Here is a 14,054-nt window from a genome sequence, read left to right as displayed (position 1 = left end):
AGGCGGACGGTGGAAAGTCATGGCGCCAGGGCGGAGGTGACGGATTTCCGAGGATCATCCCCCCTCGTCGGGGCGGTCTCCCCGGGGGAGGAAGCCGTACTTCTCCAGCTTGTAGTACAGCGCGGAGGTCTTGATGCCCAGCAACCGGGCGGTCTCCGTCTTCACTCCGCCGGCCTTCTCATAGGCGCGGGCGATGAGCTGGCGCTCCAGGTCCTCCAGGATGTCCGGCAGGGGGCGGTCGCCCTGGGGCACCGGCAGCCCGGAGTCCATGCGGGGCGTCTGGCCGGACAGGTGCGGGGGCAGGTCCGCGGGGGTGAGCGTCTCCCCCTCGGCGAAGACGAGCGACTGCTCCATCACGTTCTCCAGCTCGCGCACGTTGCCGGGCCACGCGTGGCGGGTGAGCGCGTGGAGCGTGGCGTCCTCGATGCCGGTGACGCGCCGGTTCACCCGGGGCGCGTGCTTGGCGACGAAGTGGCGCGCGAGCGCGGTGATGTCCTCGGGCCGCTCGCGCAGGGGCGGCAGGGTCAGCGGGACGATGTGCAGCCGGTAGTAGAGGTCCTCGCGGAAGCGGCCTGCCTTCACCTCCGCCTGGAGGTCGCGGTGGGTGGCGCTCACCACGCGCACGTCCACCTTGAGCGTCTCCTCGCCGCCCACGCGCTGCAGCTCCTTCTCCTGGAGCACGCGCAACAGCTTCGTCTGCACGGAGGCGGGGATCTCTCCAATCTCGTCGAGGAAGAGGGTGCCGCCGTCGGCCAGCTCGAAGCGGCCCAGCTTGCGCTTCACCGCGCCGGTGAAGGAGCCCCGCTCGTGGCCGAACAGCTCGCTCTCCAGCAGTGTCTCCGCCAGGGCCGCGCAGTGCACCACGACGAAGGGGCCGCTCCTGCGCGGGGACTGCTGGTGGAGCATGCGGGCGACCAGCTCCTTGCCGGTGCCGCTCTCGCCGCGCACGAGCACGGTGGCGTCGCTGGCGGCCACCTTGCGCACCTGCGCGAGCAGCTTCTGCATGGGCTCGCTGTCGCCCACGATGTCGCGGTGGGTGAGGGCGGCGTCCGCGTCGTGCGCGTCGGTGCGGGCGGTGAGGCGCTCCACCTGGCGGCGCGTGGCGGACAGCTCCAGGCCCTTGTCCACCTTCGCGCGCAGCACCTCCGGCGGGAAGGGCTTGGTGATGAAGTCGTAGGCGCCCTCCTGCATGGCCTGCACGGCGGTCTCGATGGTGCCGAACGCCGTCACCACCATCACCACCGCGCCCGCGTCCAGCTGCTTGAGGGCGCGCGTGACGGCGATGCCGTCCATGCCGTCCATCTTCAGGTCCGTGACGACCAGGTCGAAGGGGCCCTTCTTGTACGCGGCGATTCCGTCCGCCCCGCTGCGCACCGCCGCCACGGTGTGGCCGGAGCGGGTGAGGGTGACGGTCATGCCCTCGCGGAGGGTGTCGTGGTCGTCGATGACGAGGATGCGGGCCATGGCCTGCTCACCTGCAAGGGGCCTGCCGGATGGGGGAGTCAACGGCGGCGCGCTCCGGCAGGAGGGCGCGCCCGGGAAGCCGCACCCTACACCGGACCGGGAAGGCCGCACGTCCCGGCGCCGTGAAAGCGCTGGTGTCCCCCACGCGGCGTGTGGCAACCCTGGCGCATGGCTGATGCCCCCGCTTCCCTCGTCGAACTGCTCGCGCGCCACATCCCAACGGACGACAAGGAGCGCGAGGACCTGGCGCGCATGCGCCACTTCGCCACGTCGCTCGCGGCGCCCTTCTCCCGCGCGCAGGAGCAGGCGCACTTCACCGGCAGCGCGGTGGTGGTGGATCCGACGGGGGAGCGCGTGGCGATGCTGCACCACGCGAAGCTGAAGCGCTGGTTGCAGCCGGGCGGGCACGCGGAAGGCGCGGACGGCGGGAGCATGGAGGCCACCGCGCTGCGCGAGGCCCGCGAGGAGACCGGATGCCGCGTGCACCTGCACCTCACCGCGCCGCGCCCGCTGGACGTGGACGTGCACACCATCCCCGCGCGCAAGGACGAGCCCGAGCACTGTCACCTGGACGTGCGCTACCTCGTGGTGGCCGAGGACCCCGACGCGCTCACGCACGACCCCGCGGAGTCGTTCGGCATCCAGTGGCTGGGTTGGGACGAAGCGCTGGCGCGCGCGGACGAGGCCCCCCTGCGACGCATGTTGGACAAGGCGCGCGCGGCGCTCGCGGATGGGGTTTGAGGACCGGAAGTCCAGTGTCCGGACGTGCAGGACCCACACGCCCTCGACGACATTGCCTCCGGGGCCCCCGGAGGATTTGAAACACAACGGCGTCTCAAACTCCGGGCCTGCCTTGGGGGCGGATGGCTGAAGCAGGGCCACCCCGGCAGCGTGGAGGTGCTTGGGCGGGTGAGGGAGGCCATGGCGGCCTGTCACTCGCGCCGAGCTGGAGTACGCCCCATGTCGTCTCCCGCCGGAAGCAGCAGCCGTGTCGCGGTTTCGGAAGTCGTTCCCATGCCCCCTCCCGGGGAGGAGGCCGTCTTCCGGCGCTACCTCCCCGCCGCGCTGAAACACACGCCGCATCCGCCGTGGATGGAGGCGATGCTGGAGTCACTCCGCCCGGAGTGGCAGGCGGCCTGCTGGCCGACGTTGTTCGTGGAGACGGCCGCGGGCCGACACCCGCCCCTGCGCGCGTGGCAGCGCTTCCTGGCGGACTGCTTCCCCATCGTCGACAACTTCCCCAAGTACATGGGGCTGTCGCTGGCGAAGACGACGTACGGCGTGCGTCCGGGCGACGCGAGCATCCGCCGCTGGCTGTTGCAGAACCTGGGCGTGGAGGCCCGGCACGCCGAGTGGTGGATTGACTGGATGCAGGCGGCGGGCGTCGACCCGCAGCGGACCTTCCAGGCGCCGCTGACGCCCGAGGTCCAGGCGCTGCACCAGCACCTGCTGGAGACGTGCCGCCAGGGCTCGCTGGCGGAAGGGGTGGCCGCCTGCAACTGGGCCATCGAGGGCGTCACGGGCGTCTGGACGCGCGGCGTGGTGGAGGCCTTCACCGACTACGCGCAGGACGGCGTGCGCATGGACACGTACTCCACGCGCTGGCTCCGGGCGCATGCGCGCTACGACGACGCGCATCCCGACGAGGCGCTGGAGGTCATCAAGCTCTGCGTGGACGCGACGACGGACGCGCCGGAGCGCGTGGCGGCCGCGGCACGCCGGTCCCTGGTGCTGCTGGCGCGCGTGTTCGAGTCCTGCGCCGAGGTGTGAAGTCAGGCCCGTGCGGTAGACGAAAAGTGGCAGTGCCACGCCAAGGCGTGGGGACGGCGGAAGTCGTCTTGTGCAGGGGGGATGCATGCAGACCGATGAAACGAAGGGCATCCGGGAGCTGGCCTGGCGTGGGATGTGGTTGTTCCTGAGATGGGTGCTGCCTCCCTCCATCCTCTGCGCCTACCTCATCGCGATGACGATGGGGCTGTCGAGCCAGGAGGGCCTGCGCGTCACCGCCACCATCCTGCCGCCCATCGTGCTGGTGTTCGGGCTGCTGCATCCCTACGTGTCCCTGCGCTGGCTCGCGGGCTGGGCGCTGCGGAGCCGGCCCGAGGACGGCCCCGGCGACCGGCTGCAGCGCATCCTGCAACTGCCCTGGCGCTCCATGTTCTTCACCACCGCCGCGGCGTGGACGCTCGGGGGGTTCTTCTTCAGCCTCCCGCTGTGTCTGTGGTTCGACAAGGACTGGTTCCGTCTGGGATTGGGCACCGTCATCGCCTTCTGCTTCGGCGTGGTGGTGGCGTTCCCCTTCGGCCTGGGGCTGGAGCGGCTGGCGCTGCCCTTCGCGCTGCGGGAGCAGGACGCGCATCCGGAGGTGAGGCCCGTGGGCTCCGGTCCCTTCTGGCCCCGGCAGACGTGGTTCCTGCCGCTCACGTTCCTGGCCACCATCTTCGCCACGTTGATGCTGAGCGCGTGCGTGGTGGTGGTGAAGCTGCTGGGCGTGCGCACCCTGTTGAAGGAGGCGCTGCTGGCGGACGGCGCGGTGCGGTCCGCGTCCCGGTTGGACGACGTGGGCAGCTCGCTGTTCGTGGAGCTGGCCTTCGCGCTGCCGTGGGTGGGCGCGCTGGTGTTCATCCTGCCGGCCTTCACCACCTGGATGCTCGCGCGGCGACAGGTGACGAGCACGGGCGCGGTGCACGGGGCCATCTCCGGGCTGGCCTCGGGGCGGATCCGTTCACCGCGCTGGGTGTCCACGGACGAGATGGGCGACCTGGCGTCGGGGCTGAACGGGGCGCTGACGCGGCTGCGGCAGTTCCCCCGGATGCTCCAGGTGTCCGCCCAGCGGCTGGGGATGGCGGGCACGGACCTGCGCGTGTCGAACGACGAGCAGAAGCAGGGGCTCACGCGGCAGGCGGCGGCGCTGCACGAGACGCAGGTGACGTCGGACGAGCTGCGGCGCGCCTCGCGCATCGCGGCGGACTCCGCGGAGGAGGTGCTGCGCGCGGCCCGGCGCGCGGAGACGCTGGGCAAGCAGGGGGAGACCGCGGTGGTGCAGAGCCTGGCGGGGCTGACGTCCATCCGGGAGGTGGTGTCCGGCGTCCAGGAGCGGCTGGAGCGACTGGAGGAGCGCACGGCGCAGATCGGGGAGATCATCGGGGCGGTGAAGGACCTGGCGGACCAGTCCCACGTGCTCGCGGTGAACGCGGCCATCGAGGCGGCCCGCGCGGGCGAGGTCGGTCGGGGCTTCGCGGTGGTGGCGCGGGAGATGCGCGGGCTGGCGGACCAATCCGTCCAGGCCACGCGGCGCATCCGCGCCATCCTCACGGACATCAGCGAGGGCATCCGCGGCGCGGCCGCCATGAGCGAGCAGGGAGAGCGTCAGGTGACCGCGGGGTTGGATCAGATGCGGGCCTCCGGTGAGTCCCTGCGCGCGCTGTCCCTGAGTTCGCAGGAGAGCTCCGATGCGGCGCGGCGGATCGCCAACGCGGTGACGCAGCAGAACGCCGCCTTCGCGCAGATCGCCACCGCCATCACGGACCTGTCGCAGCTGATGGACGGCACCCTGCGGCGGCTGGCGGCCACGCAGGAGGCCACGCACACGCTGCAGCTCGTCTCCGGGGAGGTGGGGCAGATGGCGCTGGAGTTCGACGCGGAGGAGGCCGCGTCCCCGCCTGTCAGCGCCGTGCTGCCAGCGCCTCCCCCGAAGCAGCCGGGAGACATGGCAGCGTGAGCGTGAAGACGGTGTCGCCCGGCGTGGAGCGCAGGGCGAGCTCGCCGCCATGGGCGCGGACGATCTTCCGCGCGAGCGGCAGGCCCAGGCCGGTGCCCTGCTCGCGGGTGGTGAAGAAGGGCTCGAAGATGCGCTCGCGCTCGGCTTCGGGGACGCCGGGGCCGCTGTCCTGCACGTCGATGGCGTAGGCGCCGTCGCGGGGCTGGCCGCGGACGCGCACGTGGCTGCCAGGGGGCGCGGCCTGCACGGCGTTCTTCACCAGGTTCACGAGCGCGGCGGTGAGCAGGCTGCCGTCCGCCTCCAGGTGCGCGGGCGCGGCGTCCACGTCCAGGGTGATGCCCCGGGTGCTGGCCTCCACGGAGAGCAGCTCGCACGCGTTGGAGATGAGGTCGGGGGCCTCCATGGGCGAGCGCGCCAGGGGCTGTTCGCGGGCGAAGGCGAGGAAGTCCTCCACGATGCGCTGGAGGTACGTCACCTCGCGCTGGATGCGGTCCACGTGGCTGCCCGCGTCCGCGTGGGCGCCCGCGCGCAGGTCCTCTTGGAGCAGGCCGGAGAAGAGGGCGATGCCGCCCAGCGGGTTGCGCACCTCGTGGGCCACGCCCGCGAGCATGAGTTTGAGCTGACGGTCCCGGCTCTCCAGCGCGCCGCGCATGACCTCCAGCTCGCGCGCGAGCACGCCAATCTCGCGGGTGGGCTCCGGGGGCACGGGCGTCGTGAGGTCCCCCCGGCCGATCCGCAGCGCCGAGTCCATCAGCCGCCGCAGCGGCCGGGCCAGTCCCCGCGCGGTGAGCACGGCGATGAGCGCGAGCGCGACGAGCGCCACGCCGCTGGCCATGACGAAGGTGCGCCACAGCCGCCGCAGCGGGCCGAAGAAGGCCGCGCTGCCCTCCACGCCGATGGCGCCCACCACCTGGCCGTCCTGGACCACGGGCGCGTAGCCCGTCTTGTAGAGCAGCCCGTCGGAGCCGGTGAAGAGCACCTGGCTGGCGGCGCGCTTGCCGGCGAGGACATGGGTGAGCTCCAGCCGGTCGCGCGCGAGCTCGGGCACCTCGGCGCCCACGGGCAGGTTGCCGCCCACGTCGGTGCGCACGCGGCCCTTCGCGTCCACGGCGTACACGCGGCGCACGCCGCTGGCGGTGCGCACGCCGTCCAGCAGTCGCACGAGGTTGCGCCAAGTGCGGGTGCCGGACACGTCGTCACCGGGCTCGATGGTGAGCATGCGCTCGCCGCTGACCTGGCTGGCGGTGGCGGCGGCGAGCGCGGACAGGCTCGCGCCCAGCTCTTCCTCCAGGCTCGCGCGGGCGAGCGCGTACACGGAGGCCCCCGCCAGCGCGAGGAAGAGCAGGGTGGGCACGAGGAACGCCAGCAGCAGCCGTGCCGACAGCGAGCCCAGCGCGTCCCGCAGGCGGGAGGAATGGGGGCGATGCGTCATCCGGGCGGCGCTCCTCGGCACGCATCAAACGGCATGCCCCGGGCCCTGGCCAGTCCTCGTTCCGGCGGGAGCCCTGGAGCCGAGGTGATGGCGGAGGCCTGCGTCGTGGCCCGGGCTCCGGCACGAAGCCGTGCGGTCGGAGCGCTCCGGGCGTGAGGGGGACCCGCGTGCGTGGAACCCCAGGCGTCACTTCGGAGTGCACGAAAGCAGAGCGCTTCGGGAACCCGCGAGGCCCGGCGTTGTCCGTACGCCGGGGGGCGTTCCGGACGCGCGTGGATCGACGTGGAACGTGTCGCCGCGCGCGTCAGGAAGGGGCTCGCGGAGCACGTCGGTACCGCTGGGTCGCTGTGAGCGCCGCGGAGGCACGACATGGGGGTGAGGCGTCTGGTGGGAAGTGGAAGCTTGCTGCTGGCGCTCGTGGCGTGCACCACGCCGGGCGCCGGTGCCCTGCCGGTGGGGCACTACGGCTACACGCGCTACCACAGCGCCTCGCCGCCCCTGTTCACCCCGGTCCTGAAGGAGTCCGCGGGCGCGGGTGGCACGGTGGGCGGCGAGGTGCTGGGGCGCTACCTCGCGTTCATCCAGGAGAAGCGCGCGGCGCTGAAGAAGGCCGCTGTCACGGAGGCGGAGCGTCAGGCGGGCCATGCCGCGCTGAATGCGCTGTTCATCTGGGCCACGTCGCGCACCGAGGAGCAGCTCGAGGAGGAGGACGCGCCGCTGGAGGTGTACCTGCGGCTGAAGGCCCAGGAGTCGCAGCGTCAGCATGAGGACGGGGTGCGCTCGGAGCGGGTGGAAGTGAAGCTGGAGGAGTTCCACCGCTGGGCGGATGCGCGCCGACAGGCCCTGGCCGAGGCGCACTTCCGCAGGCTGGGCCATGACGGGCTGCTCACCGAGAGCGCGCTGTACGAAGAGACGCAGCGGGCGCTGGTGGACGCGGTGCTGGACTGGGCCTACGCGCACACGCGGGACCCGGACTTCGTGCGCAAGAGCCCCAGCGAGGTGGCGCTCTACCTGTTGGCGCGCAACAGCCTGTTGGCCTCGGCGGTGGAGGCGGGCCGCAACGCGCCCCCGACGTGGGACTCGAGCCCCGAGCCTCCGCCCATTCCTCCCGAGGAGGTGGTGCTGGAGGTGGTGGTGAGCCTGCTGCCTGTCTCGGGAGAAGTCGCGGATGTGACAGGCGTGGTGCTGGGGCAGAGCCTCCTGGGGTACCCGCTGTCGGACGGGGAGCGGCTGCTGTGTGCGGTGAGCGTGGCGCTGCCGGTGGTGTCGGGGCGCCTGCTGGCGGAGGGCGCGCAGGGCGTGGAGCGCGCGGCGCTCCTGACGGGCCGCAGCCTGCGCGAGGTGCAGGTGCTCCAGCGGGTGGTGCAGCACCTGTCACCGCAGGAGGCTCAGCAGATCCGCCAGGTGTTGCGAGCGGCGGGACGCGGCGAAGCGGTGTCCGCGGAGGACGTGGCGAAGCTGCGAGCCGTGGCGAAGCGACTGGAGGGCCCGCTGGCCGAGGCAGGCCGCGCGTTGGGGCAGGGCCAGCGCCTGACGCTGGTGGGTTCACGCGTGACGGGGGAGGGTGCGCGGCTGGTGCCGGGCAGCGCGGAGCACCTGGCGCAGGCATGGGTGGACTACCAGTTCCGCCACCCGGACAGGTACCGGCACTTCCAGTACGCGGTGGATCCGGAGTGGGAGCGGCTCTACCAGACGGTCATCAAGAACAAGGGCGCGGGCGGCGAGTTCGAGCAGGCCGTGCTCAAGAGCCGGGGCTATCCGAAGAACACGAGCCTCCTGTTGCCTCCGCCAGGGAGCAAGGCGCAGGGCTTCGTTCCGGATGCCGTGACGGGGCGCCCTGGAGATCTCGTCTGGGGCAGTCCCTACGACTTCGTCGAGGTGAAGGGCCGCGCGGAGCTGTCGCTTACGGGCAACCTGGAGGCCATGATGGATTACGTAGGCAGATACGGTGGATCCATCGAACTCTGGACTCGTTCAGCCAAGCACTCAGCCGGGGCAACCCACCTCTCCGGGCCGCTGAGCAAAAAGCTGGAAACTCTTCGTAGACAGGGCAAGGCGACGATCAGACCCTTCCCGTGAGGACAGGTCATGGCTCTGCGGTACCTGAGAACGGATTTCCACCTTCCTCCCGGCGTCCCCCGGACGAGCACCGTCCGCGACCTGGTCCATCGGTTCTTCGCAGGGTACCGCTGGTTCCAGCCGGTCCGCTTCGGGGGATTCAACATGACGGAGCGGTTGGAACCCGGGCCGTTCGACCCGGATGTCCTCGCGGCCTACTACGACGAGTTCAAGGGATTCACGCTCGGCGCGAAGACGGATCGGGATTTCCTCCAGCTCTCGCCAGAGCGCCACGGCAGGTATCCCTACACCGGCATGTTTACCTGGTCGACCTCCGTCGTGGAGGCGAAGAAGCCCGGCTGGCGCGAAGCCCACCTGCGACAGGTCGTTGAAGTCATGCACCTGCTGGGCTCGCCTCTCGCCCAGTCCGGGACCGATGACGACTTCGAGCGCAAGGACAACCGCATCGTGCCGAACGAAGACGGCTTCGGCTCAACGTGGGTCTTCAACCTGCGCGACTACAGCGAAGGCCTCACGGGCCTCTTCTGGCGCAACATCTTCGGTGCCCCCTTCGTGAAGCACTTCGGCTCCCGCCTGGACGCCATCCCCGCCGGACAGCGCCAAACCCTGGATGGTGGGCTCGTGCTCGTCCAGCCCTACGAGCTGCCCACCCAGGCCATGACCCCCGAAGGGGACGCCGCCGAGGCCCGGCTCATCACCACGCTGGGCCCCGAGTCCTTCTTCGACCTGCCCACCCTCACCAAGCCCACGCGCGTGCCGGACCCGGCCTCCCTGCCGTCGTCCGTGTCCTGAGCCATCAGTCGAACATCGCGGCCAGCGCTTCGCTCAGCGTCTCCACGCCCACCACCTGGAGCTTCGTGGGCTCCAGGCGCCGCGCGCTGCCGGCGGGCATCACCACCCGCTGGAAGCCCATCTTCGCGGCCTCCGCGAGCCTCGGCTCCATCTGCCCCACCGCGCGCACCTCGCCCGCGAGCCCCACTTCCCCCAGCACCAGCGTCTTCGGATCCAACGGCCGGTTCTGCAGGCTGCTCACCAGCGCCGCGCACACCGCCAGGTCGCACGCCGGTTCACTCAACTGCATGCCGCCCGCCACGTTGACGAACAGGTCGCAGCCCACCAGCGGAATCTCCTCCTTCTTCTCCAGCACCGCCGCCAGCAGCGCCACCCGGTTGCCGTCCACGCCAATCGCCGTGCGCCGCGCGGTGCCGTAGCCCGTGGGCGCCACCAGCGCCTGCACCTCCACCAGCAGGGGACGCGTGCCGTTGAGCGTGCTCGTCACCACGCTGCCGGACTTGCCCTGGGGCCGCTCGGAGAGGAACAGCGCGGACGGGTCCGCCACCTCCATCAGCCCGGAGCCCTTCATCTCGAAGACGCCAATCTCGTTGGTGCTGCCGAAGCGGTTCTTGTGCGCCCGCAAGAGCCGGAACGGGTGGCCCCGCTCGCCCTCGAAGTAGAGGACCGTGTCCACCATGTGCTCCAGCACCCGGGGACCCGCGATGGAGCCTTCCTTCGTCACGTGCCCCACCAGGAACGTGGGCACCCCGCTGCGCTTGGCGAACGCCATCAGCCGGCCCGCCACCTCGCGCACCTGCGTGATGCTGCCCGGCGCGTTCCCCAGCTCCGGCAGGTACATGGTCTGGATGGAGTCCACCACCAGCGCTTGGGGCTTCAACGCCTCCGCCGCCGTGAGCACCCGCTCCGCGTCCGTCTCCGCGAACAGGTGGATGTTGTCGCTCTCCACCTTCAGGCGCTCGGCGCGCATCTTCGTCTGCCGCAGGCTCTCTTCACCCGACACGTAGAGCACCGGCCCGTGCCTCGCCAGTTTGTCCAGCGCCGCCAGCAGCAGTGTGGACTTCCCGATGCCCGGGTCTCCGCCCAGCAGCACCAGCGACCCGCCCACCACGCCGCCGCCCAGGACACGGTCGAACTCGACGATGCCCGTGCGCCGGCGCACCTCCGTCTCACCCGTCACGTCCTGGAGCTTCACCGGCCGGGAGGCCCCGCCCGAAGCGCCCCACGCCGGGCGCTTGTCGTCCACCTTCGCCTCGGCCTCCTCCAGCAGGGAGCTCCAGGCCCCGCAGTCCGGACACTTCCCGAGCCACTTCGCCGTCTGGTAGCCGCAGGCCTGACAGGTGTAATGCGTCTTCGCCTTCGCCATGGGTCCAGGTGTCTAGCCCAGACCCCTGACGTTTCCTCGCCCCGCGTGAAGCCACGGCAGCAGGGCAGGCAAGCAGGTTGTGATGGATCAGGTAGCGGGTTGCCCCACAGGGAGGGGCGGCCCAGTTTCTGGTCCACGGGCGTCGCACAGAGCGGGCCCCCCACACAGGGAGGTTGTCATGGGGATTATCGCGTTTCTGGTGATTGGTCTGGTTGCGGGTCTCATTGCGCGCGCCATCATGCCGGGCAATCAGTCGATGGGGCTCATCGCCACCACGCTGCTCGGCATCGCCGGTTCGTTCGTGGGTGGTTTCGTCGGGTCGCTGTTCTCGCGTGACGGTCGCATGTTCGACCTGCATCCCACGGGTCTGCTCTTCTCCGTCCTGGGCGCACTGGCCGTGCTGTTCCTCGTGGGCCTCGCCGGTCGCGGTCGCCGCGTCCACGTCTAGCCACGCAGGTCTTCCCTCCGACAAGGCGGGAAACAACAGGGGGGCGTCCGTCATGCACGGACGTCCCTTCTGTCTTTGCGGGGTCTCCAGGCGGGCCCCCGCGGACTCCGGGCCGGCCCTCGTCAACCCCCTGACGCTCGGGCGTTGACAATGGGCTTTGGGCCACGCAGCGTCGGCCCCCTGAAGCCCCTGCTGAGGAGCCGCGCCCGCATGTCCGATACCGCCGAGTCCTTCCACGGCCACGCCCACCACGCCGCCCCCGCCCCGGAAGGGGTGACGGTGCGACACGACTGGTCGCTCGCGGAGGTGCGCGCGCTCTACCAGTTGCCGCTGCTGGACCTCGTGCACAAGGCGCAGACGGTGCACCGGCAGGTGTTCGTGGAGAACAAGGTGCAGCTGTGTTCGCTGCTCTCCATCAAGACGGGCGGGTGCCCGGAGGACTGCGCCTACTGCCCGCAGGCGGCGCGCTACAAGACGGGCGTCAAGGCGGAGAAGCTGATGGCGGTGCCGGAGGTGCTGGCCGCAGCGACCCAGGCCCGGCAGGCGGGAGCCACGCGCTTCTGCATGGGCGCCGCGTGGCGCGAGGTGAAGGACGGTCCGCAGTTCGACAGCGTGCTGGAGATGGTGCGCGGCGTCCGGGCCCTGGGCATGGAGGCGTGCGCCACGCTCGGCATGCTCACCGACAGCCAGGCGAAGCGCCTGCGCGAGGCGGGCCTGTCCGCGTACAACCACAACCTGGACACGTCCCCGGAGCACTACGGCGACATCATCTCCACCCGGACCTTTGACGACCGGCTGCGCACGTTGGATCGGGTGCGCGACGCGGGCATCTCCGTGTGCTGCGGCGGCATCATCGGCATGGGCGAGTCCGTGGATGATCGCTGCAACCTGTTGCGCACGCTGGCCAACCAGGAGGTCCACCCGGAGTCGGTGCCCATCAACGCGCTCGTCCCGGTGGAGGGCACGCCGCTGGCCGAGCAGCACCGCGTGGAGACAGTGGACATGGTGCGCACCATCGCCACCGCGCGCCTGCTGATGCCCCAGGCCATGGTGCGCCTGTCCGCGGGCCGCATGCAGATGAACGAGGAGGCGCAGCTGCTCTGCATGCTCGCGGGCGCCAACTCGCTCTTCTTCGGGGAGAAGCTGCTCACCACCGGCAACCCCGAGTACACCCAGGACATGGCGCTCCTGGAGAAGGCGGGCATCCGCCCCCTGGAGCCCCGGCAGGACCGGTGAAGCCCGCCGCTCCGGTCGCGGACGGCTGGGCGCGCGAGGACCTGGAGGCCCTGTCCGCGAAGGGCCTGCGCCGCGTGCTGGAGCCGCTCGATTCGCCCCAGGGCGCCGAGGTGCGCCTGGGCGACGAGCGGCTCGTCAACTTCTCCTCCAACGACTACCTGGGCCTCGCGGCGTCGCCCGTCGTGCGCGCCGCGGTCCTGGCTTCGCTGGAGCGCTACGGCGTGGGCAGTGGCGCCAGCCGCCTCGTGGTGGGGGACATGGTGCCGCACCAGCGGCTGGAGGCGCGGCTCGCCCGCTTCGAGCGCGCGGAGGCCGTGCGCCTCTTCAACTCCGGCTACGCGGCCAACACCGGCATCCTCCCCGCGCTGGTGGGCCCCGGCGACGCCGTCTTCTCCGACGCCCTCAACCACGCCTCGCTGGTGGACGGCTGCCGGCTGTCGCGCGCGCGCGTCGTCGTCTATCCGCACGCGGATGCCGCTGGCCTGGCCCGGGCGCTCGCGGACACGCCCGCCCGGCGCAAGCTGGTCGTCACCGACAGCGTGTTCTCCATGGACGGGGACGTGGCGCCCCTCGCGGAGCTGGTGGCGGCGTGCGAGGCCCACGGGGCTGCGTTGATGGTCGACGAGGCGCACGCCACCGGCGTCCTCGGCGCTCGCGGCGCGGGGCTGTGCGAGGCGCTGGGGTTGGAGGGCAGGGTGGACCTGCGCATGGGCACGCTGAGCAAGGCGCTGGGCGGGATGGGGGCGTATGTGGCCACCTCGCGCGCGGTGGCGGATCTGCTGGTGAGCCGCGCGCGGCCCTTCGTCTATTCCACCGCGCTGCCCCCGGCCCTGTGCGCTGGCGCCGAGTGCGCGGTGGACCTGGTGGAGCACGACCCCGCTCCGCGTGAGCGACTGTGGGGCCACATCCACCGGTTCACCGCCGGGCTGCGTGCCCTGGGGCTGCCGGCGGAGCCCCGGAGCGCCATCTTCCCGGTCATCCTGGGCGAGCCTTCGCGCGCGCTGGACGCGGCACGGCGGCTGCGGGAGGCCGGGCTGCTGGTGAAGGCCATCCGCCCGCCCACGGTGCCCGACGGCACCAGCCGGCTTCGCTTCTGTCTCTCCGCGGCCCACACGACGGGCCATATCGACCTGGCGCTGGAGGCGCTGCGCCAGGTGGGAGTCTCCCGTGGCCCGTAGCCGTGTTCCCCGCTTCTTCGTCACCGGCACCGACACGGGCGTGGGCAAGACGCAGGTGTCGTGCGCGCTCTTGTCGCTCATGCGCGACGTGGGCCTCCAGCCCCAGGGCTTCAAGCCCTACGAGAGCGGCTGTGCCTCCTTGAAGGCCCCGGCGGATGCGCTCGCCATGCGGGAGGCCGCGGGCAGCACGCTGCCGGTGGAGGCCGTCTGTCCGCACCGCTTCCGAGCGCCACTGGCCCCGGGCATCGCGGCGTGGCGGCTGGGGCGGGAGCCGGACTTCGGCGTGACGCTCGCGGCGTGGGAGCGGCTGAAGGACGGGCCGGTGGTGGTGGAGGGGG

Annotated in this window: 12 protein-coding genes; 9 read left to right on the top strand and 3 right to left on the bottom strand. The window is 71.6% G+C overall.

Annotated elements, in window-relative coordinates; genetic code table 11:
- Positions 1 to 54: 54 nt before the first annotated feature.
- Positions 55 to 1,464, bottom strand: a complete 1,410-nt coding sequence (locus D7V97_RS27715; protein WP_120613646.1) for a sigma-54 dependent transcriptional regulator — start codon at positions 1,462 to 1,464, stop codon at positions 55 to 57.
- A gap of 168 nt (positions 1,465 to 1,632) precedes the next feature.
- On the opposite strand from D7V97_RS27715, the gene D7V97_RS27710 reads away from it, so the two are divergent.
- The 3 genes from D7V97_RS27710 to D7V97_RS27700 all read left to right on the top strand — a co-directional run bounded on the left by D7V97_RS27710 (position 1,633) and on the right by D7V97_RS27700 (position 5,185).
- Complete coding sequence (locus D7V97_RS27710; protein WP_120613645.1) at positions 1,633 to 2,205, top strand: NUDIX hydrolase; 573 nt, start codon at positions 1,633 to 1,635, stop codon at positions 2,203 to 2,205.
- A gap of 273 nt (positions 2,206 to 2,478) precedes the next feature.
- Positions 2,479 to 3,234, top strand: coding sequence for a TenA family transcriptional regulator (locus tag D7V97_RS27705; RefSeq protein ID WP_199728962.1), 756 nt, complete (start codon positions 2,479 to 2,481; stop codon positions 3,232 to 3,234).
- An 85-nt stretch (positions 3,235 to 3,319) separates the two neighbouring features.
- Positions 3,320 to 5,185: a methyl-accepting chemotaxis protein gene (locus D7V97_RS27700; RefSeq protein WP_120613643.1), complete on the top strand. Its 1,866-nt coding sequence runs from the start codon at positions 3,320 to 3,322 to the stop codon at positions 5,183 to 5,185.
- Here D7V97_RS27700 and D7V97_RS27695 read toward each other — a convergent pair.
- On the bottom strand, positions 5,130 to 6,617 hold the full coding sequence (locus tag D7V97_RS27695) for an ATP-binding protein (RefSeq protein ID WP_120613642.1): 1,488 nt from the start codon (positions 6,615 to 6,617) through the stop codon (positions 5,130 to 5,132). The genes D7V97_RS27700 and D7V97_RS27695 overlap by 56 nt on opposite strands.
- A gap of 369 nt (positions 6,618 to 6,986) precedes the next feature.
- On the opposite strand from D7V97_RS27695, the gene D7V97_RS27690 reads away from it, so the two are divergent.
- Both D7V97_RS27690 and D7V97_RS27685 read left to right on the top strand, forming a co-directional pair.
- Positions 6,987 to 8,696 carry a hypothetical protein gene (locus D7V97_RS27690; RefSeq protein WP_158623469.1) on the top strand — a complete coding sequence of 570 codons (1,710 nt, stop codon included), beginning with the start codon at positions 6,987 to 6,989 and terminating at the stop codon, positions 8,694 to 8,696.
- 144 nt (positions 8,697 to 8,840) lie between these two features.
- Entirely contained in the window at positions 8,841 to 9,488 is a 648-nt protein-coding gene (locus D7V97_RS27685; protein WP_147445002.1) for a hypothetical protein, read from the top strand.
- A gap of 4 nt (positions 9,489 to 9,492) precedes the next feature.
- Here the strand turns inward: D7V97_RS27685 and radA are convergent, their stop codons facing one another.
- Entirely contained in the window at positions 9,493 to 10,854 is a 1,362-nt protein-coding gene (gene radA, locus D7V97_RS27680) for a DNA repair protein RadA (protein WP_120613639.1), read from the bottom strand.
- A 178-nt stretch (positions 10,855 to 11,032) separates the two neighbouring features.
- On the opposite strand from radA, the gene D7V97_RS27675 reads away from it, so the two are divergent.
- From D7V97_RS27675 to bioD, 4 genes are all read left to right on the top strand, one after another.
- Positions 11,033 to 11,302: a GlsB/YeaQ/YmgE family stress response membrane protein gene (locus tag D7V97_RS27675; RefSeq protein WP_120613638.1), complete on the top strand. Its 270-nt coding sequence runs from the start codon at positions 11,033 to 11,035 to the stop codon at positions 11,300 to 11,302.
- Positions 11,303 to 11,512: 210 nt separating this feature from the next.
- The gene (bioB, locus tag D7V97_RS27670) at positions 11,513 to 12,538 is read left to right on the top strand and encodes a biotin synthase BioB (RefSeq protein WP_120613637.1); all 1,026 of its coding nucleotides are present in this window, start codon (positions 11,513 to 11,515) and stop codon (positions 12,536 to 12,538) included.
- Positions 12,535 to 13,716: an 8-amino-7-oxononanoate synthase gene (gene bioF, locus D7V97_RS27665; protein ID WP_120613636.1), complete on the top strand. Its 1,182-nt coding sequence runs from the start codon at positions 12,535 to 12,537 to the stop codon at positions 13,714 to 13,716. Before bioB ends, bioF begins: the two co-directional genes overlap by 4 nt.
- The coding region (gene bioD / locus D7V97_RS27660; RefSeq protein ID WP_147445001.1) for an ATP-dependent dethiobiotin synthetase BioD at positions 13,706 to 14,054 on the top strand (349 nt) is incomplete at its 3' end. The genes bioF and bioD, both read left to right, overlap by 11 nt.

Origin of the sequence: Corallococcus sp. CA053C, from assembly GCF_003611675.1 — a bacterium.
Lineage (GTDB): Bacteria > Myxococcota > Myxococcia > Myxococcales > Myxococcaceae > Corallococcus.
Note: the sequence above shows the minus strand (reverse complement) of the source record. Positions and strands in the feature narration are given on the sequence as shown.

What these genes read in the sequence shown, in the direction of transcription:
- D7V97_RS27705 (WP_199728962.1), top strand. Translation starts at nt 2,479, where the DNA reads ATGCCCCCTCCCGGGGAGGAGGCCGTCTTCCGGCGCTACCTCCCCGCC.
- D7V97_RS27685 (WP_147445002.1), top strand. Translation starts at nt 8,841, where the DNA reads ATGACGGAGCGGTTGGAACCCGGGCCGTTCGACCCGGATGTCCTCGCG.
- D7V97_RS27715 (WP_120613646.1), bottom strand. Translation starts at nt 1,464, where the DNA reads ATGGCCCGCATCCTCGTCATCGACGACCACGACACCCTCCGCGAGGGC.
- D7V97_RS27690 (WP_158623469.1), top strand. Translation starts at nt 6,987, where the DNA reads ATGGGGGTGAGGCGTCTGGTGGGAAGTGGAAGCTTGCTGCTGGCGCTC.
- D7V97_RS27710 (WP_120613645.1), top strand. Translation starts at nt 1,633, where the DNA reads ATGGCTGATGCCCCCGCTTCCCTCGTCGAACTGCTCGCGCGCCACATC.
- D7V97_RS27675 (WP_120613638.1), top strand. Translation starts at nt 11,033, where the DNA reads ATGGGGATTATCGCGTTTCTGGTGATTGGTCTGGTTGCGGGTCTCATT.
- radA (WP_120613639.1), bottom strand. Translation starts at nt 10,854, where the DNA reads ATGGCGAAGGCGAAGACGCATTACACCTGTCAGGCCTGCGGCTACCAG.
- bioB (WP_120613637.1), top strand. Translation starts at nt 11,513, where the DNA reads ATGTCCGATACCGCCGAGTCCTTCCACGGCCACGCCCACCACGCCGCC.
- D7V97_RS27700 (WP_120613643.1), top strand. Translation starts at nt 3,320, where the DNA reads ATGCAGACCGATGAAACGAAGGGCATCCGGGAGCTGGCCTGGCGTGGG.
- D7V97_RS27695 (WP_120613642.1), bottom strand. Translation starts at nt 6,617, where the DNA reads ATGACGCATCGCCCCCATTCCTCCCGCCTGCGGGACGCGCTGGGCTCG.